Raw genomic sequence first — 23806 nt, forward strand, 5'->3', positions numbered from 1 at the left:
GCGGACGGCTGGGCGTACGAACCAGCCGTCGGCCCTGTGTCTCCCTCGCCCGTCAGCGGTCGGCGGTCGGTGCCAGCGTCTCGACGGCGTTGACCAGCGGAGCCAGTTCAGGCCGCTGCGCGGCGTCCTGGAGGGCCTCGCACAGTGCGCCGTCATGCGTGGGCCGTGCCTCCACCAGGAGTTCGATCCCCTGGAGTGTGACATTCGTATAGATGCCGCGTCGGTCATCGGGGCACAGGTAGCGCGAGAGCAGCCCGCGATCCTCGAGCCGGGTGACCAGGCGGGTGGTGGCGCTCTGGCTGAGGACGACGGCGTCCGCCACCTGGTGCATCCGCAGGTGGCCGCCCGGTCCGTCGTGCTGCTCGCTGAGCACGCTGAGGACCGAGAACTCGCGGACGCTGAGATCGTGCTGTTCCTGTAGTGCGCGCTCGATGTGCGATTCGATCCGGCCGTGCAGGGCGGAGAGCGCGCACCAGCCCTGCGCAAGCCCGGGTGTGGGTGCCGGCGGGCAGCCGGGCTCGGCCGCGGTGGCCGGCTGTGAGGCCGCCGTCCGCTTCTGCGGGTGCCGCTTCTGGCGCGTCTGCTGCGTCATCGAAGACCTCCTCAAGGTGCGCACTCACCAGGATAGGACACCTTTGAAATAGCCAGCGCTTGCAATTAAAGTGCGCATGCAATTATTGTGTACGCCTGTAAGGGATGTGCGCAATGATCGAAGGGATCCGTCATGCCTCTCGCACTCCTGGCTCTTGCCATCGGTGCATTCGGGATCGGAACGACCGAGTTCGCGGTCATGGGCCTGCTGCCCGACATGGCGGCCGGCTTCGGCATCTCCATCCCGCTTGCCGGATATGCGACGACCGTCTACGCCCTCGGCGTGGTCGTCGGCGCTCCCCTGATGACCGCTCTCGGCACACGCTTCACGCGCAAGCAGATGTTGATGCTGCTCATGGGCCTGTTCATCGTGGGCAACCTGCTCACGGGCGTTGCGCCCAACTTCTGGATCATGCTGGCCGGCCGGATCGTCGCAGCGTTCACGCACGGTGCGTTCTTCGGCATCGGCGCCCTCGTGGCCGCCGACCTGGTCGCACCGGAGAAGCGTGCCGCTGCCCTCTCTCTCATGTTCAGCGGCCTGACCGTCGCCAATGTCGTGGGCGTACCGGCCGGCACGGTGCTCAGCCAGCAGTTCGGCTGGCGCACCACCTTCTACGCCATCGGCGTCCTCGGCGTGATCGGCCTGCTCGGCATCGTCAGGCTGGTCCCGGCGCAGCGGGCGAGGGCGGCCGCTCCGATAGGCAGCGAAATCGCGGTCTTCCGCAATCCGCAGGTCGGTCTCGCGATGCTGATGACGATCCTCGGGTTCGGCGGCGTCTTCGCGGCTGTCACCTACCTTGCCTCGATGATGACCGAGGTCACCGGCTTCGCACCGTCCTCCGTCATCTGGCTGACGGCCGTCTTCGGCCTCGGCATGGTCGCTGGCAATGTGATCTCAGGACGCTTCACCGACCGCGCCATGATGCCGATGCTCTATGTGTCGCTGGCCGGCCTGGCACTCTCGCTGGCCGCGTTCACCTTCACCGCACACGACAAACTCGCCGCGACCGTCACCATCGTGCTGATCGGCGCCTTCGGATTCGCGACCGTTCCGCCGTTGCAGAAGCGGGTGATGGACCAGGCGGCATCGGCGCCCACACTCGCCTCGGCCGGGAACATCGCGGCCTTCAACTTCGGTAACGCGCTGGCCGCTTGGCTCGGCGGGGTCGTCATCGCCGCAGACCTCGGCTACACCGCGCCCAACTGGGTCGGCGCGCTGATGACGGCTGCGGCGCTCGCGGTGGCGGTGTTCGCCTCCGCTTTGGAGCGGCGTCAGAAGTCCCGCAGTCATGTGGTGGCCGCGGGCGGCCATGCCGCCGTCGCCGACGAACTCATACCGGCAGCACGTCGCTGACGGCCCCGGCCGCCGAACAGGCCACCGACAGCCTGCGCCACTGCACTACCGCATCACCGCGCCGCACCATCGCTGCCGGCCGCGGTCCTTCCGCCCCGCTCACGCCCACCCACCCATACGGCAGTTCCCCCGCGCCAAGAGCGCGGCCGACACCACACCCCCAGAAGGACCCCTCATGACCCCCACCCCTACCTCCGCCCCCGCCGCTACCGCCACTCCGGCGGTCCGTCCCCTCACCACCCGCGAGGCCGACGGCCTCATCCGGGCCGCCGTGCGAACTGCCAGTGGCCTCGGAGTGCGCGGCAGCATCACCGTCCTGGACGCGGGCGGGCACCTGCTCGGCTTCCGGCGGGACGACGAGGCCGTGCTGATCTCCGGGGAGACCAGTACTCGCAAGGCCTACACCGCACTGCAGTTGGATGCACCAACCGCCGACCTCGTCGACCTCGTACGGCCGGACGGGGCCTTCCACACGCTGCCGACGGCGTTGGACCGGCCGCTTCTCTTCATTGCAGGCGGAGTGCCGCTCCACCGGGACGGCCGTCTGATCGGCGCGATCGGCTTCGGCGGCGGCGCCCCCGAACAGGACCACCACATCGTCACTGCGGCAACAGCGGAGGCCGGTCTCGCCTGACGTCACGACCAGTGCCCGGCTGCGGCGCCCCCTCCGCGTCCGCCCCGTAAAGGGCGCCCGTCCCAGGAGGTGGGCGCCGATGTGGCGTACTACGTGGCAGAGAAGGCGCGTTTCAGCTCGGCGTTCTAGGCTCCGCATCATGGGCACGCTGCATCTGTTCGATATGGACGGGACTCTGCTTCATGGATCCGCGGCTGGTGTCGAGATTTCCCGACAGCTTGGGCTGGAACGGGAGATCGCCGAGCTGGAGCACGCGTTCGTGGCGGGGAGGCTGACGCCGCTGCAGTATGCACAGCGGGCGTGCGATCTGTGGGCCGCCGAGCTGACCGAGCATCATGTGGCGGAGGCCTTCGATGGTGCGCCCTGGTTGTTCGGGATCCGGGAGGTATGGGCGGACATCCGGGCACATGGCGAGCGATGCGCGGTGATATCCCTGTCGCCCAGCTTCTTCGTCGAGCGGCTGCTGGACTGGGGTGCCGACACCGCGCACGGTTCGCGCTGGCCCTCGGTGCCCATCCGGCAGCCCGTGGAGCCGGCGGGAATTCTCTCATCGGCCGCGAAACTGCGGATCGCAGATGAACTCTGTGCGCAGTACGGCCTTACCCGGGCCGACTGTGTGGCGTACGGTGACTCCCGCTCGGATACCGAACTGTTCGCCGCCGTTCCCTGTTCCGTGGCCGTGAATGCCGATCACCACGTCAGTGACCTGGCCTTATACGCATACGCGGGACGTGATCTGCGTGAGGCATACGAACTGGTCCGTACCGGTCGGTAATTCTTTGCATTCCGCGAGGGAATCGCCCTGCGTATCGGCCGAAAATGCGCTCTGTGGGGAGGGCTGCAGTTATCGGAAGGGCTGCGCGGAGTTTTCCAAGATCAGGGCTTGTGGTTTCCGCCGCTGCCGGTGTGGTCGAGTCCGGGGCGGTGCGGCTGAGGGCTCCCTTGGGTCGCCGACGGCGGCGAAGTCCGCCAGCCTAGCGGTGAAGTGGCCCGTGACACCCGGGCTTCCCACTATTTGTCTGTTGCGGTGGTCCGGGGTGGCATGCTGCCGACAGGGACCTGTTCCGCCCAGCACAAGGTGGTGGCGCATGTCCGCTTTGAAGAGTCTTGCCGGAGTCACTTGAGTCGATGAAGAATTCCGGGGCAGGGCGGGGGAATTCCAGGCAGTTCCGAACCACGGAAGTGCGAAGACAACCGTAAGACGTTCGAGGCGAGGCAGACCATGGACGCTCCGACCACGACTTCGGCCGATGGCGGCTCTTCTGGAGGCAGTGGGGGCGATTGGGGTTGGTTCACTCCGTCGGAGAAGAAGTCCCCCGCGGAACAGGCGGAAGGCCAGAGGCGATACGACGTCCAAGGCGGTGGACAGGAACGGGATGGCGGGTCCGAGCCGGACGACCGGGGCGGGCCGGACGATCGTGCTGAACACGGCGTCGCCGGCGAGCGTAACGAGCGGTACGAACCGTACGGCCGGAGCCGGCGGAATGAGGAGAGAGACTGCGCTGACCGGGCTGAATGGCATGCGCGGGAACGGATACCCAGCCGGCCGGTCAATCCGATCCGGCCGGTGGGCACCGCTGCCGAGCGAGGCCGAGAGGTGGAGCTGCCGCAGCCGCCCCAGCAACCCCGTAACCCCCAGCAGACGCAAGGACCCGAGAGGGCCCGCCCCCTTCAGCAGGCTCGTGACCGTCGGCTGCTCTCTCCGCCCAGCTGGGAGCGCCGGCCCGCCCGGAACCGAGAGCCCGAGCCCCTACACGAAGCGGCACATGCCCCGGTCGCTCCCGCAGACGCCGCCGCCGCTGCCCCCACAGGCTCCACTCCTACAGGTTCATTCCCCACAGACCCCACACCCCCCGAGCCCTCCCCCCGTGCTGCCGCCCCCGCGCCCTCCCTCCAGGCTCTGGAGGCCTCGGCCGCCGCCTCCGCAACGCCCGCCTCACCCGACGCGATTCTCATCCGTCGAACCATGGCCGAGATCGAGCCGGTGGCCGACAAGGTCACCTCGTACTTCTACGCGCTGCTGTTCGTCCAGCACCCCGATCTCCGGGCGTTGTTCCCCGCCGCGATGGACGCCCAGCGTGACCGGCTGTTCAAGGCGCTGCTCACCGCCGCCCGGCATGTCGACGACGCCGATGTGCTCACCGCGTACCTGGCGAACCTCGGCCGCGGGCACCGCAAATACGGCACTCTGCCCGACCACTACCCTGCCGTCGGAGAATGCCTGCTCACCGCGCTCGGGCGGTATGCGCCGTCCAGCTGGAGCCCGGAGGCCGAGGCCGCCTGGGTGCGCGCCTACACCGCGATCTCGCAGATCATGATCGATGCGGCTGCCGAGAACGAGGCCGTGGCGCCCGCGTGGTGGCAGGCGGAGGTCGTCTCGCACGAACTGCGTACGTCCGATATCGCGGTGGTCACGGTCCGCCCCGACCAGCCCTATCCGTTCCTCGCCGGTCAGTACACCAGCATCGAGACGCCCTGGTGGCCGCGGGTCTGGCGGCACTACTCCTTCGCCTCCGCGCCGCGCGCCGACGGCCTGCTCTCGTTCCACGTCAAGGCGGTCCCGGCCGGCTGGGTCTCCAATGCCATGGTCCATCGCGCCCGCCCCGGCGACGTCATCCGGCTCGGCGCACCGGCCGGTTCGATGACCGTCGACCATTCCACCCACAGCGGTCTGCTGTGCGTCGGTGGCGGTACCGGCATCGCGCCCATCAAGGCCCTGGTCGAGGACGTCGCGGAGCACGGTATCCGGCGCCCGGTAGAGGTTTTCTACGGCGCCCGCAGTGGGCATGATCTCTACGACCTCGACACCATGCTCCACTTGGAGCGGAGCCACCCCTGGCTCTCCGTGCGCCCGGTCGTCGCCACCGGAGCCACCGGGCGGGTGGCCCGTGGCGGGATCAGCGTCGAAACCGGCCAACTTCCCGACGCCGTACGGCTATACGGGCCGTTCAGTGAGTACGACGCCTACCTCTCCGGCCCGCCGGGGCTGATCCGCAGCGGCGTGGACGCGTTGGTGGGGGTCGGCATCCCGACCGACCGCATACGGCACGACTCAGTGGAAGAGCTGGTCTCGGCCGGAGAATGAGGCCCCGAAGGAGGCTCCGGCCGCGACCGCTGACCCGGTCTGCGCGACGGCCGACGCTACGGGCGGTGTTCCGGCCCGGTCGGCCGTTCAGCCCAGATCAGGGGCGTGCATGGCCCGTACGCCCTCGATGTTGCCGTCCAGGTAGTGCCGCAGCGACAGCGGTACGACCTCGACGGAGGCGATGCCGACGCGGGTGAAGGGCACCCGCACGATCTCGTAGTCCCCGCAGGGCTCCTCGACCTCGGGGCCGTGGCGGCGCGAGGGGTCCATCGAGTCGAGCCGGCAGACGAAGAAGTGCTGTACCTTCACGCCGTCCACCCCGATGTCGCTGAAGTGCTCGACGGTGTCCACGAAGACCGGCACGACGTCCGTGATCTTCGCGCCCAGCTCTTCGTCCAGCTCACGGTGGAGGGCGTCGATGACGGTGGCGTCTCCGGGCTCCACGCCACCGCCGGGAGTGATCCAGTACGGGGCCCGGCCCGGTTTGGTGCGCTTGATCAGAACGAGATCATCACCGTCGAGCAGAATTGCGCGGGCGGTGCGTTTGACGACTGGCCGTACGGTCATAGTCGACAGATGCCGCAACCACGGCCTGGTGAAACCCCTGCCCCTTGGTCACCAGTCGATGGCGGACCGCAGCAGCCACTCATGCGCCCGGGCGATATGCGTCAGACCGAGCGTTCCGGTCCGTACGGCGAGAAAGTACGTGCGCAGTGGGGGGACCGGCGGGTCGAGGAGGGCGACGACCGCACCGCGGTGCAGCGCGTCGGCGCACAGATAGCGGGGCAGTACGGCGAGCCCCGCGCCGGCCGTGACGCAGGTCAGCACCGCGCGGAGGTCGGCCGCGATGACGGCGGCGGAGGCCGCGGGCTCGGCATCGAAGACAGTGGACCAGTAGCGGGCGATCAGTGGCAGGCTCTCGTGGACGTCGACCAGCGGTACCGGGTCCAGTGCGTGGCGGCCCCCGGCCTGCACCGTGGCCGGGCCGCCCAGCTGCGCCGCCCAGCGCGGCGCGGCGATCAGCACATGTTCCTCGTCGCAGAGCGGGGTGGCGGTGAGCAGCCCGCCGCGCGGCCGGGAGGTGGTGACGGTCAGATCGTGGTGTCCGGCGGCCAGACCGGTCAGCAGCTCGTCGGTGGAGCCGAAGACGGTCCGTATGGAGAGGCCCTGGGCGACGAGCGGGGTCAGGGCGGGGAGCGCGCGTTCGGTGAGGAACTCGGGGGGACCGGCGAGGTGGAGGGTCCGGGCGACCGAATCGTGGTCCAGGCCGGTCTCGGTGATCGCGGTGAGGGCGTCCAGGTGCGGCGCCACTTTGTGGGCGAGTTCATCGCCGATGGTCGTGGGGGTGACGCCACGGGCGTAGCGGAGGAAGAGTGGGCGTCCCAACTGCCGCTCCAGCGCCCGGATCTGGCTGGTCACGGCGGGCTGGGAGAGGCCGAGAAGCGCTGCGGCGCGGGTGAAGGAGCCGGCCCGGTGCACCGTGACGAAGGTGCGCAGCAGAGCCAGATCCATCGCGTACCTCCTGCGCCGCTGGGAAGCCTGGTCGCGGGCCAACTATAAATTTGTCGATAGGGCAGTGTCGCTAGCGTGATTGGACACTGACGCTCAGTCAACTAGCCTTGTTCGGGCGGTTCGTTTCACGTGAAACATCTGGTCATGCGGTTTCACGTGAAACACGTGGACGAGTGCCACGCGGAGCCGCGGCCGGCGGGGCGACGAGGGGGGATGTCCCGCCGGCCAACTGGTCGTCCCCACCGGTCAGTTCAGTGTGGCCGCATCCAGCGCGCGGGTTACATCCGCGATCAGATCCTCCGGCTCCTCGACGCCGACCGAGAAGCGGATGAAGCCCTCGGGTACGGCGTCGCCGCCCCAGCGGGCGCGCCGTTCGGCGCTGGACCGTACGCCGCCGAAGCTGGTGGCGGCGTCGACGAGGCTCAGCGCGGCGAGGAAACGCTCCGCGTGTGAGGTGTCCGGCAGGGTGAAGGACACCACGGAGCCGAAGCGGCCGGGGCGCATCTGCCGGGCGGCGCGCTCATGGGACGGGTCGGACGGCAGCCCGGGGTGGCGCAGACCGGTGATCTCGGGGCGGTCCGCAAGCGCGGTGGCGAGCGCCAGCGCACCGGCCGACTGCTGGCGGACGCGCAGTGCGAGGGTGGCGAGTGAGCGGTGCGCCAGCCAGCTCTCCATGGGCCCGGGGATCGCACCCACGGTCTTGCGCCACAGCCGTACGGAATCGGCCAGCGCGGCATCGCGGGTGGTGGCGTACCCCAGCAGGACATCGCCGTGGCCGGTCAGTGCCTTGGTGCCGCTTGCGACGGAGAAGTCCGCGCCGAGGTCGAGCGGGCGCTGGCCGAGCGGGGTGGCGAGGGTGTTGTCGACGGCGACCAGTGCGCCCTGGCGGTGTGCCGCGTCGGCCAGCCGTCGGATGTCGCAGACATCGAGTCCGGGGTTGGACGGCGTTTCGATCCAGAGCAGCCGGGCGCCGTTCAGCACGCCCAGCTGTGCGTCGTCGGCGGTCGGCGCGGTGCGGACCTCGATGCCATAGCTCTCCAGGCGGGTGCGGACGGCCGGCAGCAGCTGGTATCCGTCGCTGGGCAGCACCACCGCGTCGCCGGAGCGCAGCTGGGAGAAGAGAACGGCGCTGATCGCCGCCATCCCTGAGGCGAAGGCGACGGTGTGGGCGCCCTCGTCCGGTGATTCCAGCTCGCCGATGGCCTGTTCCAGTCGGGTCCAGGTGGGGTTGCCGTCCCGGCCGTAGGTATAGGGGCCGGTGGTGTCACCGGGGAGGTGGAAGTGCGCCGCGAAGACCGGCCCGGGAAGAGCCGGCTCGTAGGGATCGGGCTCCGGAAGCCCGGCTCGTACGACGCGGGTGCCGTCGTCGGTCATGCGCTCTCCCGGTGCTGTGGGCTGTGTGGGGGCCGCGTGGTGTGCCGGCCGTCGTGCGCGGAGGTACGGGCCTGGATCAGGGCTCGGGCCGTGACCGCGGTGCGAACCGCGGTCAGCAAGCCGTCGCAGGCCTCCTCGATCATGTCCAGGCACTCCTCGAAGTCCTCGAAGCCGCCGTAGTACGGATCGGGCACCTCGAGGTCGTCCGCCCCTGTGTCCGCCGTGCGCGCCGCGTCTGCCCCGCTCTCCGTGTACGAGCGCAGCAGCCGGACCTTGGCGGCGGCCTGCCGGGTGGGGGCCAGCCTGCGCAGTTCGCGCAGGTGGCCGGAGTCGAGCGCGATGACCAGGTCGAGGTGGTCGAACCAGGAGGGGTGGAACTGCCGGGCGGTGTGGGCGGGCGGGTAGCCGGCCGCGCGCAGCACGGCGACCGTGCGCGGGTCGGCGCCGTCGCCCTCGTGCCAGCCGCCGGTTCCCGCGCTGCCCACCTCGACCAGGCCGTCGAGTCCGTCCTCCGCCAGCTGGGCGCGGAAGACGGACTCCGCCATCGGCGACCGGCAGATGTTGCCGGTACAGACGAAGCAGACGCGGAACGGGTCGGTCACGGCTCAGTCCTCGTCGGGCAGGACCACATGCATCGCCCACGAAACGATGGAGATGATCACGCCGCCGAGCACTGCCGTCCAGAAGCCGTCCACATGGAAGGCGAGATCGGCCTTGCCGGCGAGCCAGGAGGTCAGCAGCAGCATCAGCGCGTTCACGACCAGGGTGATCAGGCCGAGCGTGAGGATGAACAGGGGGAACGACAGCAGCTTCACCACGGGTTTGACGATGAAGTTGACCAACCCGAAGATCAGCGCGACGAGAATCAGTGTGAGTACTTTCCGGCCGGTGTTCTCGCCGGTCAGCGTGATGTCCTTGAGCAGCCAGATGGCCACGGCAAGCGCCGCGGCATTGGCGATCGTCTTGACCAGAAAATGCTTCATGGTGAGATCGTCGCAGACGAGACCGAAACATCGAGGGGTGCGAACGGCATGAAGGCTTTCCGACTGGATGAACTGGAAGCGGAGCGGGCTGCGAACGACGGCGCGTACCTGCAGTTCATCAGGGAACGCAACATGTCGGTCGGGCTGTACGCGCTGGACGCCGGCAGTGTCGATCCGCAGCAGCCGCACCGCCAGGACGAGGTGTACTTCGTGGTCAGCGGACGGGGGGCGATCACCGTCGGGGCGGAGACGGAGTCGGTCGCGCGCGGCAGTGTGGTCTATGTGCCGGCCGGAGTCCCGCACAAGTTCCATCACATCAGCGAGGACCTGCGGGTGATGGTGGTCTTCTCTCCTCCTGAGAGCTAAGGGGCGGGGCCGCAACCCGTAGGGGAAGAGTCAGGGTAGGGCCAGGGTTGCGAAGCCCCCATGGCGCTCTTCCGCGCCCTAGCATCGTGGGTGATGGGAGAGCCGGAGGCGGCGAGGCGTCAGCGGCGCCGCGTGGAACGGCCGCCATCGGCGCGACAGAGAGCGCCGGCGACAGACAGCGCGGTACGGATACCGGCACAGACAGCGCGACACACAGAAAGCAGGGCAGAGCAGTGGCTGGTAAGGGGATAATCGCAGGGCTTCCGTGGTGGGTCACCTGGGTCGTGGTGCCCGTCATCCTGCTCGTGGTCTTCGGCGGAGTGCTCGCCACCGTGTTCGGCATCCTGATCGGTCTGTTGTTCAAGATCCTGATTGCCGCGGCCCTGATCGCCGGAGTCGTCTACCTCGTCCGCAGGGTCACCGGCTCGTCGTCGTCCTCGTCGAAGAGCGACTGGTAGGCGACCGGGGCGACCGGCCTGCCCCACGGCGCCGTCCACGCTCGCCGACGCGTGCACATGGCGGGTTGGCTCCTCCGGGTTCCGGCCGCCGTGTTCCGAACGGCGGAACCGAAGTGCGGAGCGGCGGGCGTTGGCAACGGCGAATGGTGAAGCCGCCTCTTGCCCCACCGTGATCGGCCGGGGTGGTGGCACTCCGGCTGCTGGAGCCAGCAGCTCGAGGCGATGGCTGCGCATCGGTGCTCCCTGGGCGGTCACCGATGAGCCGGAGCGGCCGTCGGTGGAGAAGCAGGCCGACTTTCGTACCGCGGCGCACGCTCATGCGATCGGGCAGTGTCTGGTCGCGCGGATTGACGAGGCATCAAGGAAGAGGAGCGTCGCGCGCGGCGCGCCATCCAGTCCATGGCACCCATCTCCACGCGTAGCGCGGGGGATCTGCTGCACCGCGTGGATACGGTCCGTCGCGGTCAGGTGGCCGTCGAGTATCAGGAATATGCCCTGGGGAACGGCGTGTTCGGCGGTCCCCCTCCAGGTCGGGGCGGCGGCCGCGACGTCGACGGTACCCCTTCGCGCCCATGAACTGCACCGATTGCGATCCGTTACGGAGTGACTACGCAAAATGACGGAGGTGATACTAACGACGCTCGGCTTCTCTATCAGTATCTGAAAACTCACTCCTTGTGATCTTTCTGCCTGTGGCAGACGATGGCGTCCACAGGGCTATGGGGGATGTTTCCCGGCCATCTCCGATCGAGTGCGGGGCAGTAGTAGATGACCGACACAGTTCAGGCAGAAGTGATCATGAGCTTCGTCGTCTCGGATGAGCTCGCGTTCCGGATTCCGGTGCAGCTGGACTTCGACAGCGCCGATCCGTACGCGGTCCGGCTCACCTTCGATCTGCCCGGCGATGCGCCAGTGACCTGGGCGTTCGGACGTGAGCTGCTCCTCGACGGGCTGAGTCGGCCGTCTGGTGAGGGCGATGTGCGCGTCGAACCGGCCTCCCCCGAGCACCTCAGCGATGTCCTCATCAGCCTTCAAGTGGGCATCGAGCGCGCCCTGTTCCGGGTCAGCGCGGCGCCGCTGGTGGCGTTCCTGGACCGCACGGACCGGCTCGTACCGCTGGGCAAGGAGGAGGTCTGCGACATGCTCGAGGCCGTCCTCGACCGGATCCTCACAGAGGCACCCGCCGGCTGACCCCGCCGGCTGACCCCGCCGGCTGACCCCGCCTCCTGCCGCACCGCTCCCTCTTGGGCCGCCCCGGGTGCGCCGGTCGTGCTTGACCTACCCGGGTACGCCCGTCATGCCCCGTACCCGGGTACTTCCGCCGTCTGCTGTGGGGTCCGTACGCCTCACCTCTTGCGCCGTCGGCCGCGCCCGCCCCGCCGCCGCGACCGGCCACCCGCCGCTCTCGCCTCCGGCCCCGCTCCCGTACCTCCCGACGCGTCCGGCGCGCCAAGCCGCTTGCGGTCCGCCGAGACGACCAGGGTCGCCAGCAGCGTCGTCAGGGGGACGGAGGCGACCAGGCCGATGCTGCCCACGAGCGTGCGGACGATCTCCTCCGCGACCACCTCACTCGAGGCGACGGTACCGACGCTGCTCTGTGCGATCGAGAACAGCAAAAGCAACGGCAGCGCGGCCCCCGCATAGGCCAGGACAAGGGTATTGACCACGGACGCGATATGGTCCCGGCCGATCCGCATCGCCGCTCCGTACAGCGCCCGCCGCCCGGCCGACGGATCCGCCTCCATCAGCTCCCACACCGCGGCGGTCTGGGTCACCGTCACATCGTCGAGCACGCCCAGTGACCCGATGATGATCCCCGCCAGCAGCAGGCCGCGGATCTCGAGGTTCGGGTACAGGCCGTGTACCAGGCTGGTCGTGTCGTCCGTTTCGCCGGTCAGCAGTGCCCAGTTGATGAACACCGAGCCGAGCAGCCCGATCAGCAGCAGCGAGGCCAGGGTGCCGAGCACCGCCACCGACGTACGGGCCGTCAGCCCATGGCACATGTACAGCGCGATCAGCATGATCGCGCTGCCCCCGACGACCGCCACCAGCAGCGGATTGGAGCCCTGCAGGATCGCCGGGAGGATGAACAGCGTCAGCACGAGGAAGCTGGCCGCCAGCGCCACCAGTGCGAGCACTCCGCGCAGCCGGCCGACGATCACGACCGCGAGAGCGAAGATCGCCGCCAGCACCCACATCGGAAGGGTCCGGTCGACATCGGTGACCGAGTACTGCAGCTCCTTCGGCGCTTTGGGCGAGTACGCCACCACCACCTCCTGCCCGGTCGTATAGCGCCGCAGGGCGTCCGGCGTCACCACCGTCTGGAAGGTCCGTCCGGCGTTCTCTCCCGTGGTGACCTTGATCGTCGCCTGCTGGCAGGGCTTGCCCTCGGCTGCTCGCCCGGCAGGTGGGTGCTGCCCGGGCGGCGCTGACGGCTCGGACGGCTGCTGTGCGTGGACGTCCGCGCAGTTCACCTCCACCACCTTGACGACCCTGGCCTGCTCCGTCGGTTGGTCGAAGCCGACGCCGGACGGTTTGTGCGGCGGTGCACCGCCCGGCCAGAGCACGACCAGTCCGACCGCCACCGCGGCCGCGAACGGGATCAGCACCGCCGCGATGACCTTGCGCAGATGCCGGGAAACAGGGGTGGCCGGGCCGTGCCCGTGTGTGTGGGAATGCGGGACGGAGTGGTGGTGCGACTCGTGAGGGCTCACGGCGAGATCATCGCAAGACTTCATGGGGCCCCCTGTTCACCCCGCCGCAGCGGCCGCTACCGTGGTGGCACCTTTGCAATCGCGGGAGCTCGGAGCACCGGGCTGAGAGGGCGCTGACCGCCATCCCAGCGATGTTTCACGTGAAACGTCGACGGATGGGAGCCGCTGCGTCGACCGCCGAACCTGTTACCGGGTAATGCCGGCGTAGGGAGTTGGGTCTTTATGACTCTGCAGGATGCACGCACGCCCACACACGACAACGGTGCCGGCGACAGCAACGAGCCGCGGATCGGCTGGCACAAGGGCTATGTCTCCGGATCGCGGCCGGATCTCAGGGTCCCGGTCCGGCGGGTGCACCTCACCAACGGCAAGGACGTGACGCTCTACGACACGTCCGGGCCGTACACCGACCCCGCCATCGAAACCGATGTCCGGCGTGGCCTCGCGCCGCTGAGGGAGAACTGGATCATCGCCCGCGGCGACACCGAGGAGTACCCGGGCCGCCCCATGCGGCCGGAGGATGACGGCCTCAAGCACACCTCACCGCGCGGCGGGCTCAAGAACCTCGACGCGGTCTTCCCCGGCCGCCCCCGCCAGCCGCGCCGCAGCCGTGACGGCGCTGTGGTCACGCAGCTCGCCTATGCGCGGCGCGGCGAGATCACTGCGGAGATGGAGTACGTCGCACTCCGCGAGAACGTCACGCCGGAGTTCGTCCGCGAGGAGATCGCGGCCGGGCGTGCGGTGCTGCCGGCCAACGTCAACCACCCGGAGATCGAGCCGATGATCATCGGCAAGAACTTCCTGGTGAAAGTGAACGCCAACATCGGGAATTCGGCGGTCACTTCCTCCATCGAGGAGGAGGTGGAGAAGATGACGTGGGCGACGCGCTGGGGCGCCGACACGGTCATGGACCTCTCCACGGGCCGCAACATCCACACCACCCGCGAGTGGGTGCTGCGCAACTCCCCCGTCCCGATCGGTACCGTCCCCCTCTACCAGGCGCTGGAGAAGGTCGACGGCAAGGCCGAGGAGCTGACCTGGGAGATCTACAAGGACACCGTCATCGAGCAGGCCGAACAGGGCGTCGACTACATGACGGTGCACGCCGGTGTGCTCCTGCGGTACGTACCGCTGACCGCCCGCCGCAAGACCGGCATCGTCTCCCGCGGTGGCTCGATCATGGCTGCCTGGTGCCTGGCGCACCACAAGGAGTCTTTCCTCTACACCCACTTCGAGGAGCTCTGCGAGATCCTCGCCGCGTACGACGTCACCTACTCGCTCGGTGACGGCCTGCGCCCCGGCTCCATCGCGGACGCCAACGACGAGGCGCAGTTCGCGGAGTTGAAGACGCTCGGCGAGCTGAACACCATCGCCAAGCGGCACGGTGTACAGACCATGATCGAGGGTCCGGGCCATGTCCCGATGCACAAGATCAAAGAAAACATCGACCTCCAGCAGGAGATCTGCGAAGAGGCCCCGTTCTATACGCTCGGCCCGCTGACCACCGACATCGCGCCCGCCTACGACCACATCACCTCCGGTATCGGCGCGGCGATGATCGCCTGGTGGGGCACGGCGATGCTCTGCTACGTCACGCCCAAGGAGCACCTGGGCCTCCCGGACCGCGACGACGTCAAGACCGGCGTCATCACCTACAAGATCGCGGCCCATGCGGCGGACCTGGCCAAGGGCCACGCCGGCGCCCAGGAATGGGACGACGCCCTCTCCGACGCCCGCTTCGAGTTCCGCTGGGAAGACCAGTTCAACCTGGCCCTGGACCCGGACACGGCTCGGGCCTTTCACGACGAGACGCTCCCCGCGGAGCCGGCGAAGACGGCCCACTTCTGCTCGATGTGCGGTCCGAAGTTCTGCTCGATGAAGATCAGCAGAAGCATCACAGAGCAGTTCGGCGGTGACGAGTCCGGCGCCACGGACGAGGAGATCGCTGACGGCATGCTCCAGAAGTCCAAGGAGTTCGCGGCCTCGGGCAACCGGGTGTACCTGCCGCTGGCGAACTGAGCCCGGCGAACGTACTGGCCCGCGACCTCACGGTGGAGGCACGGGCCGGTACGTCACCCTGAGCGGATGCCGGATGCCGGATGCCGGATGCCGGATGCCGGACGGCGACGCCGCTCCGGTCGTCCGCCGCGAGCATGGAGGGCTCCGGCGAGGGGAGAGCGAGGGCGCCTCGTCATGGGCCGAAAGGGCGGAATCCGGGACCGGCGCGGTCTCCGCGGGCGGCGCGGTGGAAGACCTTCCGGCGGCGGTACAGAGCCGTCGGCGGTGCGGAACCGCCCTGTTCGTGCTGTCCCGACCGGGAAAGGTAGAGATGATGCTGACGAAGAAACATGCTGCGGCGGTGCTCACGGCCGTGCTGGCGGTCGGCTGCGTGACCACCAGCGCATGGGCCGCGGACCCGCCCCGCCCGGAACCCAAGAAGAGCGCGCCCCGTCATACGGGCGATGTCTCCGAGTGCCCCGGCGGCGGCCCCCAGCAGCAGAGCGGCGATACTCCCATCCTCGGTGGACTGGTGACCGGCGGACTGCTCGGTGAGGCTTTCAGCAGGTCTCATCTTTGCAGGATCGAGGTCTCCGTGGTCGACCGCGAACCGGGGCGCGGCGACGTCCTCGCCTGACGAGTGGTTCGCCCGACCGCCATTGCGGCACGGCCTCCCCGGGGCGGCTATTCCGGGGTGTGGTCCGTCCCGCCGTGGTCCGGGCTGGTGAAGTCGGGGCTGGAGTAGTGCGGGCGGGAGGCCGATGAGCCGCGGTCGGGACTGGTGAATTCGGGACGGGTGTAGCCGAGGGTGGGGATGCGGCTCTCGGGGGCCGTGGTGCGGCGCGGGACGTAGCGGACGGGGTCGTCGTCCGAACCGGAGGGCCGGTTGCCGTCCGGCTCGGCCAGGGCCTCCCGGAGGAAGGGCAGCAGACCCCGTTCCAGGAGGGCGTGCCGCCAGGCCTCGCGGGCGGCGTCCAGCGCCTCGCCCCGCTCATCGGCTCCGGCGCTCTGCGCGGACGAGCCGTTGCGCAGCGCCGTGACGAGCACGCCGCCCATCGCGACGAGTGCCCCGGCGGCGGCGAAAGCCGCGAAGGTCCAGCCCACGCTGATCAGCGACTGTGCCAGGGAGCCATCGGGGCTGATCACGCGCAGGACGTAGCCGATGAGGAGAAAGAGCACGGCGGCGATACCGGCGAGGACCGGGGCGAGGACGCCGACCATCGCAGCCAGTCCGGCACCGGTGTTCTCCGCCTCGGCCACGGGGGGTCCGGTGGCCGGACCCTGTCCTTCGCCGGCCCCCTCGTCCGGTGCCGGGCCGTGCGCGCCGGTGCCGGACGGCCCGGACACCGGCGCGCGCGACGCGGCGCGCAGCTGTACGAAGCGCTGGTATTCGGCCGTGGCGCAGGCGGCGATGGCGGTGGTCGCGTTGAGCGCCATCGTGCGCAACTGCTCGGTGGTGAGGTGCTTTCCGGCGATGGCGCCGGGGTCGTCCGGGCGGTGTGCGGCGGTACGCAGCGCCTCATCAAGGAGCCGCGCGAACTCCGCGCGGTCCTCGTTCAGCAGGTGCGGAGCGCTGTTCATGTGCATCCCCCGATGCTCCGTAGAGCCGTACGGCCGGCATGGGCCGGGCGGTGGGCGGAAACGGAGGAGAGCCTGCTACGGATAGACAGATGGTAGAGCGCCTCCGGCATGGGGTGACAGAGAGTTTGCGGAAATTGAGTACTGCCGCGACCGGATTCCGCCCGTGCCGCCTCCCGTTTCCGACCTGACCGGCCACCCGCCGGCCTGCCTCCACACCCGTCCCCGGAACGCTCAGTCGGGTACGGGCAGTTGAACGACCAGCAGCTTTCCGGCCATGGTGATGCCGCCGTCCATGGCGATGGCCAGACCATCGGCGTAGACATGCGGACCGTCGACCGTGATGCCATCGCTCTCGTCGTCCTCCGTGCCGACCTCGCCCAGCAGATACGGGATCGGGCTGTGGCCATGGACGACGCGGTCGCCGCCGTATGTGTCCAGGAGCTCGCGGACGGCCTGGGCGCCGGAGGCCTCGTTACGGAAGGCGAAACGCTTGGTGAACTTGCGGAAGAGATCCCAGACTTCGTCGGCATCACTGCGGGTGAGGACCTCGTGCACGGTGTCGTTGACGGCCTCGATGGAATCGCCGTAGTCGAGGTAGGCGGTCGTGTCGGAGTGCACGAGCAGATGCCCGTCCTCCTCCATCACGGCGTCCAGCCGAGCCATCCACTGGAGGTGGTGGTCCTCCAGACGGTCCATGTCGTTCTTCTGGCCGCCGTTGAGGAGCCAGGCGGCCTGGAAGGAGGCGGTACCGGCACCGGACTGGACCGGGGTGTCGCCGAACCGCTTGGCGCCCAGCAGCAGCAGCTCGTGGTTGCCCATCAGGGCCTTGCAGTAGCCGCCGGCCGCCGCGGCCTGCGCGGACAGCTGCATGACCAGGTCGATCACGCCGATACCGTCCGGGCCGCGGTCGGTGAAGTCGCCGAGGAACCAGAGCCGGGTGTTGCCCGCCGCCCAGTTGCCGTCGGCGTCGATCAGGCCCTCGGCGGCAAGTGCCTCCCGCAGCTCGTCGTGGTAGCCGTGCACATCGCCGACGACGTACAGCGGGCCCGGTCCGTCGGCCGCGTGCGAGTCGGGTTCCGCTTCGGGGGCCGGGACGACGGCCGGGCGGTCGATGAGGGTGTCCGTACGGTCCGGGTCGACGACGGGGAGGTCACGAGCGGTCGGGGTGTAGTCCTCGGCCGGTGCTTGCGGGACGCCCTGCTCGGACCGAGTGGAGAGCTGGGGGAACATGGGCGGCGCGGGCGGGGGCTCGGCGGGCGCGTGGAGCGGAGGGCCGACGGGCGGGATGGGAGAACCGCCGGATGTGCCGGCGGGCGTTCCGGGCAGCGGAGCGGACTCCGGAGTCTGTCCCGCCATGGTCCACACCATGGGTCCCTGACTGGCCCCCTGAGTCATCGACCCCTCCACCGTCGCGCCGCCGTGCACCTCTCGGACCCGTGCCTGGTCGACGGCGGTCCGCGGTGTCGTCCGCCCATCATAGGAATGCCGGTCGCGGGTTGTGACGCACCCGGGGGTGATCAATACGGCGGGGCCCGGCATTCGCGGCTGTTTTCTCCCGGGATCACCCTGTTTTTTCCCGGCAGACGGGGGGCGCCCGGCGTCGGCCGGTACGCCCGTCCGTAGGTGACGTCCGTGGGTGACGTCCGTGGGTGTGACGGCAAGCTCAGTCGCCGGCGGGTCCCCGCGGCGGGCTGACGGTCGTCCTGGGGGAGCGCCGCTGGGATGAGGTCCGCACGATCAGATCGGTCGGTATCACCTGTTCGACGGGCCGCCCGTTGTCGAGCCCCTCGATGGCGTCGATGAGGATCTGGACGACGGCGGTGCCGATACGGCGCGGCTTGAGCGACAGGGTGGTGATGGATGGCTCGGTGTTCGCGTAGACCGTGGACTCGCTGCAGCAGACCAGCAGCAGGTCCTCCGGTACCCGCAGGCCGTAGCGCCGGGCGGCGGCGAGCAGATCGGTGCCGTTGGGGTCGAAGAGCCCGTAGACGGCGTCCGGCCGGTCCGGGCGGGCCAGCAGCCGGTCGGCGGCGACGGCGCCCGCGCACGGGTCATGTGCCGGGTAGGACTCGTACACCGGGTCCTGGCCGACCCGCTCGCACCAGCGCAGATAGGCGGTGGTCGACAGCCGGGTGTAGGTGTCGGTGGTGGTGCCCGTGAGCAGGCCGATACGGCGGGCGCCGGCGTCGGCGAGGTGGTCCAGCAGGCCGAGGACGGCGGCCTCGTGGTCGTTGTCGACCCAGCCGGTGACCGGCAGGGTGCCTCCGGGGCGGCCGTCGGAGACGACGGGGATGCCGTGCCGGACGAGTTCGGTGACGACGGGGTCGCCGTCCGCGGGATCGATCACGACGGTGCCGTCCAGCGCGACGTTGGACCACACGTCGTGGCGGGAGGTCGCGGGGAGGATGACCAGGGCGTACCCGCGGGCCAGCGCGGCGGAGGTGGCGGCTCTGGCCATCTCGGCGAAGTACGCGAACTCGGTGAAGGTGAAAGGTTCATCCCCGTACGTGGTCACGGTCAGGCCGAGGAGCCCCGACTTGCCGGTACGGAGCGTGCGGGCGGCCGCGGACGGGCGGTAGCCCAGCCGGTCGGCCACCTCGCGGACATGGCTACGGGTGGCATCCGGAAGCCGGCCCTTGCCGTTGAGCGCGTCGGAGACGGTCGTGATCGACACACCGGCTGCGGCGGCCACGTCCCGGATGCCCGCCCGTCCCAGTCGGCGACCGGTCGACCGGCTCACCTGATGCTTCCCTGCTGCTGTCATGGCGAGCCGATAGTAGGGCTCAATACGGCCATTCGCGGGGCTCGGCCGACGGCTGTAGGAAGGCACGTTTCTGCAAGGTGATCATGCGTCAATTGCCTGTGAAGTCAATAAAGTTGGTGATCGCGTGGATAGTTCAGGGGGATATTCGCCGCCTCTGCCTGCCGACAGGTTCAGGTCTCAAAGAGGTCTCAAGTCACCTTGACGAGGGATGCGCGCCACGGCGCGAGCCACCGGCGCGCACTCATCCGGGGGGCGCGCTCCGGAGGCCGTGCGCAGCGCCGCCCGGGCGGTGGGCGGCCGGGCGCGGGTGGGGTGCGGCGCCCGCACCGGCGACGACTGGGGCTGCCGTCGGACGGGGGAATCCTCATAAGGTGTGCAGTATTGGAGATGAGCGGGACGGTTCGAGGAGGACCAGCGGTGAGCGAGAAGACCCCGAAGCTGCGTGCTGCGCTGGACGGCATTCCCACCTACAAGCCGGGCAAGCCGGCGCCCGCCGGTGAGGCCGTCACCTACAAGCTGTCCTCCAACGAGAACCCGTATCCGCCGCTGCCCGGGGTCCTGGAGAGCGCGGTGACCGCCGCCGGTGAGTTCAATCGCTACCCGGACCTGGCGTGTACGGGCCTGATGGCGGAGCTGTCGGAGCACTTCTCGGTGCCGCTGGAGCATCTGGCGACCGGCACCGGATCGGTGGGTGTGGCCCAGCAGCTGGTCCAGTCGACGGCCGGACCGGGCGACGAAGTGATCTACGCCTGGCGGTCGTTCGAGGCGTACCCGATCATCACCCAGGTCTCCGGCGCCGCTTCCGTGCAGGTCCCGCTGACCTCCGATGAGGTGCACGACCTGGACGCGATGCTGGCCGCGGTCACCGACCGGACTCGGCTGATCTTCGTCTGCAACCCCAACAACCCGACCGGCACCGTCGTCCGCCGTGCGGAGCTGGAGTCCTTCCTGGACCGGGTGCCGGGCGATGTCCTGGTGGTGCTGGACGAGGCGTACCGCGAGTTCATATGTGACCCTGAGGTGCCGAACGGTATCGATCTGTACCGGGACCGCCCCAATGTCTGTGTGCTGCGCACCTTCTCCAAGGCGTACGGCCTGGCTGGGCTGCGGGTCGGCTTCGCGGTGGCGCACGCGCCGGTGGCCGCGGCGCTGCGCAAGACGGCGGTGCCGTTCGGAGTGAGCCAGCTCGCGCAGGAGGCGGCGGTGGCGTCGCTGCGCAGTGAGCCGGCGCTGCTGGAGCGGGTCGATGCGCTGGTGGGGGAGCGCGCTCGGGTGGTCGAGGCGCTGCGCGGTCAGGGCTGGACCGTCCCCGAGACGCAGGCGAACTTCGTCTGGCTGCGGCTGGGGGACCGGACGGTCGACTTCGCGGCGGCCTGTGAGCGGGCCGGCGTGGTCGTACGGCCGTTCCCCGGCGACGGGGTACGGGTGACGATCGGCGAGACCGCGGCGATGGACCTGTTCCTCCAGGCCGCGGAGGACTTTCGCAAGGCGCTGTAAGCCGTTGCCGGCCAGGTAGCCGCTTGGGGGCGCTGCAAGGCGTGTGAAGCCGGGGCGTGTAAAGCGTGGCAAGGCTTTGCCGTATCGAGGCCGTGGGTCCGCCGCCCACGGCCTCCGGCGTCTTTGTACGGGTGGTGTAAAGGTGCGTGACCGCAGTCACGCACCCCCGGAAGCGAAGGTTGCGAAGCCATGGGAGATAATTGCTTGTGAATGTGAACGCGTTCACAAGCTCGGTCGTTCCATCCTGGTATGTGCCGTTTTTTGTGACGCGCACGGGACATTGCCCTGGGCAATGGCGACGTAAGGAGAGAAAGGGTGGAGCTGGCGTTGGCGCCAGAGACACTGGCGCGATGGCAATTCGGCATCACGACCGTCTACCACTTCCTGTTCGTCCCCCTGACGATCTCCCTTGCCGCTCTGGTGGCCGGACTTGAGACCGCATGGGTGCGAACGGGCAAGGAGAAGTACCTCCAGGCCACCAAGTTCTGGGGCAAGCTCTTTCTGATCAATATCGCGATGGGTGTCGTCACCGGCATCGTCCAGGAGTTCCAGTTCGGGATGAACTGGTCCGACTACTCGCGGTTCGTCGGCGACGTCTTCGGCGCCCCGCTGGCCTTCGAGGCGCTCATCGCCTTCTTCTTCGAGTCCACCTTCATCGGTCTGTGGATCTTCGGCTGGGACAAGTTGCCCAAGAAGATCCACTGCTTCTGCATGTGGATGGTCTCGATCGGCACAATCCTCTCCGCGTACTTCATCCTGGCCGCGAACTCCTGGATGCAGCACCCGGTCGGCTACAAGTACAACGCCGCCAACGGACGGGCCGAGCTCACCGACTTCTGGAAGGTGCTGACCCAGGACACCACCCTGGTCGTCGTCTTCCACACGCTGACCGCCGCCTTCCTGACCGGCGCCGCGTTCATGGTCGGCATCGCCGCGTACCACTTGATGCGCAAGAAGCACATCAAGGTTATGCGGACCTCGCTGCGCCTCGGTCTGATCACGCTCGTCATAGCCGGCGCTCTCACCGCGATCAGCGGTGACGAGCTCGGCAAGGTCATGTTCCGGCAGCAGCCCATGAAGATGGCCGCGGCCGAGGCGCTGTGGGACACCGAACAGCCGGCCCCGTTCTCGGTCTTCGCCTACGGCGATGTCGACAAGGGTCACAACAAGGTCGCCATCGAGGTGCCCGGCCTGCTCTCCTTCCTCGCGCACAACGACTTCTCCTCACCGGTCCCCGGCATCAACGATGTGAACAAGGCCGAGCAGGAGAAGTTCGGGGCCGGCGACTACCGGCCCAACATCCCGGTCGCCTACTGGGGCTTCCGCTGGATGATCGGCTTCGGGATGACGTCGTTCGCCATCGGGATCGCCGGTCTCTGGCTCACCCGTAAGAAGTTCTGGCTGTCGCCGGGGCTGCGGACGGGGGACGAGGAACCACCGCACCTCGTGCTCACCAAGAACAAGGTGCTCGGCGCCCGGCTGAGCAAGTGGTACTGGTCGCTGGCCTTCGTCACCCTCGGCTTCCCCCTCCTCGCGAACTCCTGGGGCTGGATCTTCACCGAGATGGGCCGCCAGCCCTGGGTCGTCTACGGCGTACTGCGCACCTCGGACGCGGTCTCCCCGGGCGTCTCGCAGGGCGAGGTGCTCACCTCGATGATCGTCTTCACCACGCTCTACGCGATCCTCGCGGTGATCGAGGTCAAGCTGCTGGTGAAGTACGTCAAGGCCGGTCCCCCGGAGCTCACCGACTCCGACCGCAACCCGCCCACCAGGATCGGCGGCGACAGCACGGACGCCGACCGGCCGATGGCCTTCTCGTACTAGGAGGCGACTGTGGAACTCCACGACGTCTGGTTCGTCCTTATCGCCTTCCTCTGGACCGGATACTTCTTCCTCGAAGGATTCGACTTCGGGATCGGCGTCCTCACCAAGCTGCTCGCCCGCGACCGGCGCGAGAAGCGCGTACTGATCAACACCATCGGGCCGGTCTGGGACGGCAACGAGGTCTGGCTGCTCAGCGCGGGCGGCGCGACCTTCGCGGCCTTCCCCGAGTGGTACGCCACCCTGTTCTCCGGCTTCTACCTGCCGCTGCTGCTCATCCTCGTCTGCCTGATCGTGCGCGGTGTGGCCTTCGAGTACCGCGCCAAGCGGACCGAGGAGCGCTGGCAGCGCAACTGGGAACAGGCGATCTTCTGGACCTCGCTGCTGCCCGCGGTGCTGTGGGGTGTGGCGTTCGGCAACATCGTGCGCGGGGTGCGGATCGATGCGCACAAGGAGTACGTCGGCAGCCTGCTCGACCTGCTCAACCCGTACGCGCTCCTCGGTGGACTGGTCACGCTGGCGCTGTTCACCTTTCACGGCGCGGTGTTCGCCTCGCTCAAGACGGTGGGCGACATCCGGGAACGGGCGCGCAAGCTGGCGACCGTCCTCGGACTGATCACCGCCGTGCTGGCGGTCGGCTTCCTGAGCTGGACCCAGGCCGACAAGGGCGACGGCACCACCCTGATCGCCATGATCGTCGCGGTGGTGGCGCTGGTCGCGGCGCTCGGTGCCAACCGGCTCGGGCGTGAGGGCTGGGCGTTCGCCTTCTCCGGCATCACCATCGTGGCGGCGGTCGCGATGCTGTTCCTGACGCTCTTCCCGAACGTCATGCCGTCCACGCTGAACGAGAGCTGGAGCCTCACCGTCAGCAACGCCTCGTCCAGCCCGTACACCCTGAAGATCATGACCTGGTGTGCGGGGATCGCCGCCCCTCTGGTGATGCTCTACCAGGGGTGGACGTACTGGGTGTTCCGCAAGCGCATCGGTACGCAGCACATCGCCGAATCCCACTAGGCCGCGCTGAGGCCGCTTCCCGTCGAGGCGGCCTCAGCCGCGACCTCGGCAGTGAATGTT

The 23806-nt window shown here is 68.9% G+C and carries 22 protein-coding genes and 1 riboswitch; of the genes, 12 read left to right on the forward strand and 10 right to left on the reverse strand.

Annotated features, from left to right (window positions below; all coding sequences use genetic code 11):
- Positions 1 to 52: 52 nt before the first annotated feature.
- Positions 53 to 592, reverse strand: coding sequence for a MarR family winged helix-turn-helix transcriptional regulator (locus tag ACFY12_RS14390; protein ID WP_390716088.1), 540 nt, complete (start codon positions 590 to 592; stop codon positions 53 to 55).
- A gap of 132 nt (positions 593 to 724) precedes the next feature.
- Between ACFY12_RS14390 and ACFY12_RS14395 the strand changes: the two genes are divergently transcribed.
- The 4 genes from ACFY12_RS14395 to ACFY12_RS14410 all read left to right on the forward strand — a co-directional run bounded on the left by ACFY12_RS14395 (position 725) and on the right by ACFY12_RS14410 (position 5664).
- Positions 725 to 1945, forward strand: coding sequence for an MFS transporter (locus ACFY12_RS14395; protein WP_390716089.1), 1221 nt, complete (start codon positions 725 to 727; stop codon positions 1943 to 1945).
- A 175-nt stretch (positions 1946 to 2120) separates the two neighbouring features.
- Positions 2121 to 2579: a heme-binding protein gene (locus ACFY12_RS14400; RefSeq protein ID WP_390716090.1), complete on the forward strand. Its 459-nt coding sequence runs from the start codon at positions 2121 to 2123 to the stop codon at positions 2577 to 2579.
- A 139-nt stretch (positions 2580 to 2718) separates the two neighbouring features.
- Complete coding sequence (locus ACFY12_RS14405; RefSeq protein ID WP_390716091.1) at positions 2719 to 3354, forward strand: HAD family hydrolase; 636 nt, start codon at positions 2719 to 2721, stop codon at positions 3352 to 3354.
- Between the two features lie 447 nt (positions 3355 to 3801).
- The gene (locus ACFY12_RS14410) at positions 3802 to 5664 is read left to right on the forward strand and encodes a globin domain-containing protein (protein ID WP_390716092.1); all 1863 of its coding nucleotides are present in this window, start codon (positions 3802 to 3804) and stop codon (positions 5662 to 5664) included.
- Between the two features lie 87 nt (positions 5665 to 5751).
- On the opposite strand, the gene ACFY12_RS14415 is transcribed toward ACFY12_RS14410, so the two are convergent.
- The 5 genes from ACFY12_RS14415 to ACFY12_RS14435 all read right to left on the reverse strand — a co-directional run bounded on the left by ACFY12_RS14415 (position 5752) and on the right by ACFY12_RS14435 (position 9533).
- Complete coding sequence (locus ACFY12_RS14415) at positions 5752 to 6231, reverse strand: NUDIX domain-containing protein (protein ID WP_390716093.1); 480 nt, start codon at positions 6229 to 6231, stop codon at positions 5752 to 5754.
- A 48-nt stretch (positions 6232 to 6279) separates the two neighbouring features.
- Complete coding sequence (locus ACFY12_RS14420) at positions 6280 to 7176, reverse strand: LysR family transcriptional regulator (protein WP_390716094.1); 897 nt, start codon at positions 7174 to 7176, stop codon at positions 6280 to 6282.
- A gap of 246 nt (positions 7177 to 7422) precedes the next feature.
- Complete coding sequence (locus ACFY12_RS14425) at positions 7423 to 8550, reverse strand: cystathionine gamma-lyase (RefSeq protein ID WP_390716095.1); 1128 nt, start codon at positions 8548 to 8550, stop codon at positions 7423 to 7425.
- On the reverse strand, positions 8547 to 9152 hold the full coding sequence (locus tag ACFY12_RS14430) for a low molecular weight protein-tyrosine-phosphatase (protein ID WP_390716096.1): 606 nt from the start codon (positions 9150 to 9152) through the stop codon (positions 8547 to 8549). Before ACFY12_RS14430 ends, ACFY12_RS14425 begins: the two co-directional genes overlap by 4 nt.
- Positions 9153 to 9155: 3 nt before the next feature.
- Positions 9156 to 9533, reverse strand: coding sequence for a phage holin family protein (locus ACFY12_RS14435; RefSeq protein ID WP_390716097.1), 378 nt, complete (start codon positions 9531 to 9533; stop codon positions 9156 to 9158).
- Between the two features lie 48 nt (positions 9534 to 9581).
- Between ACFY12_RS14435 and ACFY12_RS14440 the strand changes: the two genes are divergently transcribed.
- The 3 genes from ACFY12_RS14440 (at position 9582) to ACFY12_RS14450 (ending at position 11548) form a co-directional block, all read left to right on the forward strand.
- Complete coding sequence (locus ACFY12_RS14440) at positions 9582 to 9899, forward strand: cupin domain-containing protein (protein WP_390716098.1); 318 nt, start codon at positions 9582 to 9584, stop codon at positions 9897 to 9899.
- 233 nt (positions 9900 to 10132) lie between these two features.
- Complete coding sequence (locus ACFY12_RS14445; protein ID WP_390716099.1) at positions 10133 to 10357, forward strand: DUF5326 family protein; 225 nt, start codon at positions 10133 to 10135, stop codon at positions 10355 to 10357.
- A gap of 768 nt (positions 10358 to 11125) precedes the next feature.
- Entirely contained in the window at positions 11126 to 11548 is a 423-nt protein-coding gene (locus ACFY12_RS14450) for an SsgA family sporulation/cell division regulator (RefSeq protein WP_390716100.1), read from the forward strand.
- Between the two features lie 155 nt (positions 11549 to 11703).
- Here the strand turns inward: ACFY12_RS14450 and ACFY12_RS14455 are convergent, their stop codons facing one another.
- Positions 11704 to 13095 (reverse strand): YibE/F family protein, encoded by a 1392-nt coding sequence (locus ACFY12_RS14455; protein WP_390716101.1) that lies wholly within the window; start codon positions 13093 to 13095, stop codon positions 11704 to 11706.
- A gap of 47 nt (positions 13096 to 13142) precedes the next feature.
- Positions 13143 to 13299, forward strand: a riboswitch (TPP riboswitch).
- On the opposite strand from ACFY12_RS14455, the gene thiC reads away from it, so the two are divergent.
- Together thiC and ACFY12_RS14465 are read left to right on the forward strand one after the other, a co-directional pair.
- On the forward strand, positions 13294 to 15090 hold the full coding sequence (gene thiC, locus ACFY12_RS14460) for a phosphomethylpyrimidine synthase ThiC (protein ID WP_390716102.1): 1797 nt from the start codon (positions 13294 to 13296) through the stop codon (positions 15088 to 15090). (Overlaps the previous riboswitch by 6 nt.)
- Positions 15091 to 15163: 73 nt before the next feature.
- Positions 15164 to 15706 carry a hypothetical protein gene (locus ACFY12_RS14465; RefSeq protein WP_390716103.1) on the forward strand — a complete coding sequence of 181 codons (543 nt, stop codon included), beginning with the start codon at positions 15164 to 15166 and terminating at the stop codon, positions 15704 to 15706.
- A gap of 47 nt (positions 15707 to 15753) precedes the next feature.
- Here the strand turns inward: ACFY12_RS14465 and ACFY12_RS14470 are convergent, their stop codons facing one another.
- From ACFY12_RS14470 to ACFY12_RS14480, 3 genes are all read right to left on the reverse strand, one after another.
- The gene (locus tag ACFY12_RS14470; protein ID WP_390716104.1) at positions 15754 to 16656 is read right to left on the reverse strand and encodes a hypothetical protein; all 903 of its coding nucleotides are present in this window, start codon (positions 16654 to 16656) and stop codon (positions 15754 to 15756) included.
- Positions 16657 to 16881: 225 nt separating this feature from the next.
- Positions 16882 to 18006, reverse strand: a complete 1125-nt coding sequence (locus ACFY12_RS14475) for a metallophosphoesterase (protein WP_390716105.1) — start codon at positions 18004 to 18006, stop codon at positions 16882 to 16884.
- Between the two features lie 307 nt (positions 18007 to 18313).
- Positions 18314 to 19414, reverse strand: coding sequence for a LacI family DNA-binding transcriptional regulator (locus ACFY12_RS14480; RefSeq protein ID WP_390716106.1), 1101 nt, complete (start codon positions 19412 to 19414; stop codon positions 18314 to 18316).
- Positions 19415 to 19831: 417 nt separating this feature from the next.
- Between ACFY12_RS14480 and hisC the strand changes: the two genes are divergently transcribed.
- The 3 genes from hisC to cydB all read left to right on the forward strand — a co-directional run bounded on the left by hisC (position 19832) and on the right by cydB (position 23746).
- Entirely contained in the window at positions 19832 to 20911 is a 1080-nt protein-coding gene (gene hisC, locus ACFY12_RS14485; protein ID WP_390716107.1) for a histidinol-phosphate transaminase, read from the forward strand.
- Between the two features lie 315 nt (positions 20912 to 21226).
- Positions 21227 to 22735: a cytochrome ubiquinol oxidase subunit I gene (locus tag ACFY12_RS14490; RefSeq protein ID WP_390716108.1), complete on the forward strand. Its 1509-nt coding sequence runs from the start codon at positions 21227 to 21229 to the stop codon at positions 22733 to 22735.
- 9 nt (positions 22736 to 22744) lie between these two features.
- Entirely contained in the window at positions 22745 to 23746 is a 1002-nt protein-coding gene (cydB, locus tag ACFY12_RS14495; protein ID WP_390716109.1) for a cytochrome d ubiquinol oxidase subunit II, read from the forward strand.
- Positions 23747 to 23806: the final 60 nt, after the last annotated feature.

The organism is Streptomyces sp. NPDC001339 (assembly GCF_042895955.1).
Lineage (GTDB): Bacteria > Actinomycetota > Actinomycetes > Streptomycetales > Streptomycetaceae > Streptomyces.

Excerpts from the sequence above, each read along its gene's own strand:
- ACFY12_RS14400 (WP_390716090.1), top strand. The coding sequence starts at position 2,121 with ATGACCCCCACCCCTACCTCCGCCCCCGCCGCTACCGCCACTCCGGCG.
- ACFY12_RS14465 (WP_390716103.1), top strand. The coding sequence starts at position 15,164 with ATGCCGGATGCCGGATGCCGGATGCCGGACGGCGACGCCGCTCCGGTC.
- ACFY12_RS14455 (WP_390716101.1), bottom strand. The coding sequence starts at position 13,095 with ATGAAGTCTTGCGATGATCTCGCCGTGAGCCCTCACGAGTCGCACCAC.
- ACFY12_RS14405 (WP_390716091.1), top strand. The coding sequence starts at position 2,719 with ATGGGCACGCTGCATCTGTTCGATATGGACGGGACTCTGCTTCATGGA.
- ACFY12_RS14410 (WP_390716092.1), top strand. The coding sequence starts at position 3,802 with ATGGACGCTCCGACCACGACTTCGGCCGATGGCGGCTCTTCTGGAGGC.
- ACFY12_RS14475 (WP_390716105.1), bottom strand. The coding sequence starts at position 18,006 with ATGGCGGGACAGACTCCGGAGTCCGCTCCGCTGCCCGGAACGCCCGCC.
- ACFY12_RS14420 (WP_390716094.1), bottom strand. The coding sequence starts at position 7,176 with ATGGATCTGGCTCTGCTGCGCACCTTCGTCACGGTGCACCGGGCCGGC.
- ACFY12_RS14425 (WP_390716095.1), bottom strand. The coding sequence starts at position 8,550 with ATGACCGACGACGGCACCCGCGTCGTACGAGCCGGGCTTCCGGAGCCC.
- ACFY12_RS14450 (WP_390716100.1), top strand. The coding sequence starts at position 11,126 with ATGACCGACACAGTTCAGGCAGAAGTGATCATGAGCTTCGTCGTCTCG.
- ACFY12_RS14415 (WP_390716093.1), bottom strand. The coding sequence starts at position 6,231 with ATGACCGTACGGCCAGTCGTCAAACGCACCGCCCGCGCAATTCTGCTC.
- ACFY12_RS14470 (WP_390716104.1), bottom strand. The coding sequence starts at position 16,656 with ATGCACATGAACAGCGCTCCGCACCTGCTGAACGAGGACCGCGCGGAG.
- ACFY12_RS14435 (WP_390716097.1), bottom strand. The coding sequence starts at position 9,533 with ATGAAGCATTTTCTGGTCAAGACGATCGCCAATGCCGCGGCGCTTGCC.
- ACFY12_RS14440 (WP_390716098.1), top strand. The coding sequence starts at position 9,582 with ATGAAGGCTTTCCGACTGGATGAACTGGAAGCGGAGCGGGCTGCGAAC.
- ACFY12_RS14480 (WP_390716106.1), bottom strand. The coding sequence starts at position 19,414 with ATGACAGCAGCAGGGAAGCATCAGGTGAGCCGGTCGACCGGTCGCCGA.
- thiC (WP_390716102.1), top strand. The coding sequence starts at position 13,294 with ATGACTCTGCAGGATGCACGCACGCCCACACACGACAACGGTGCCGGC.
- ACFY12_RS14395 (WP_390716089.1), top strand. The coding sequence starts at position 725 with ATGCCTCTCGCACTCCTGGCTCTTGCCATCGGTGCATTCGGGATCGGA.
- ACFY12_RS14390 (WP_390716088.1), bottom strand. The coding sequence starts at position 592 with ATGACGCAGCAGACGCGCCAGAAGCGGCACCCGCAGAAGCGGACGGCG.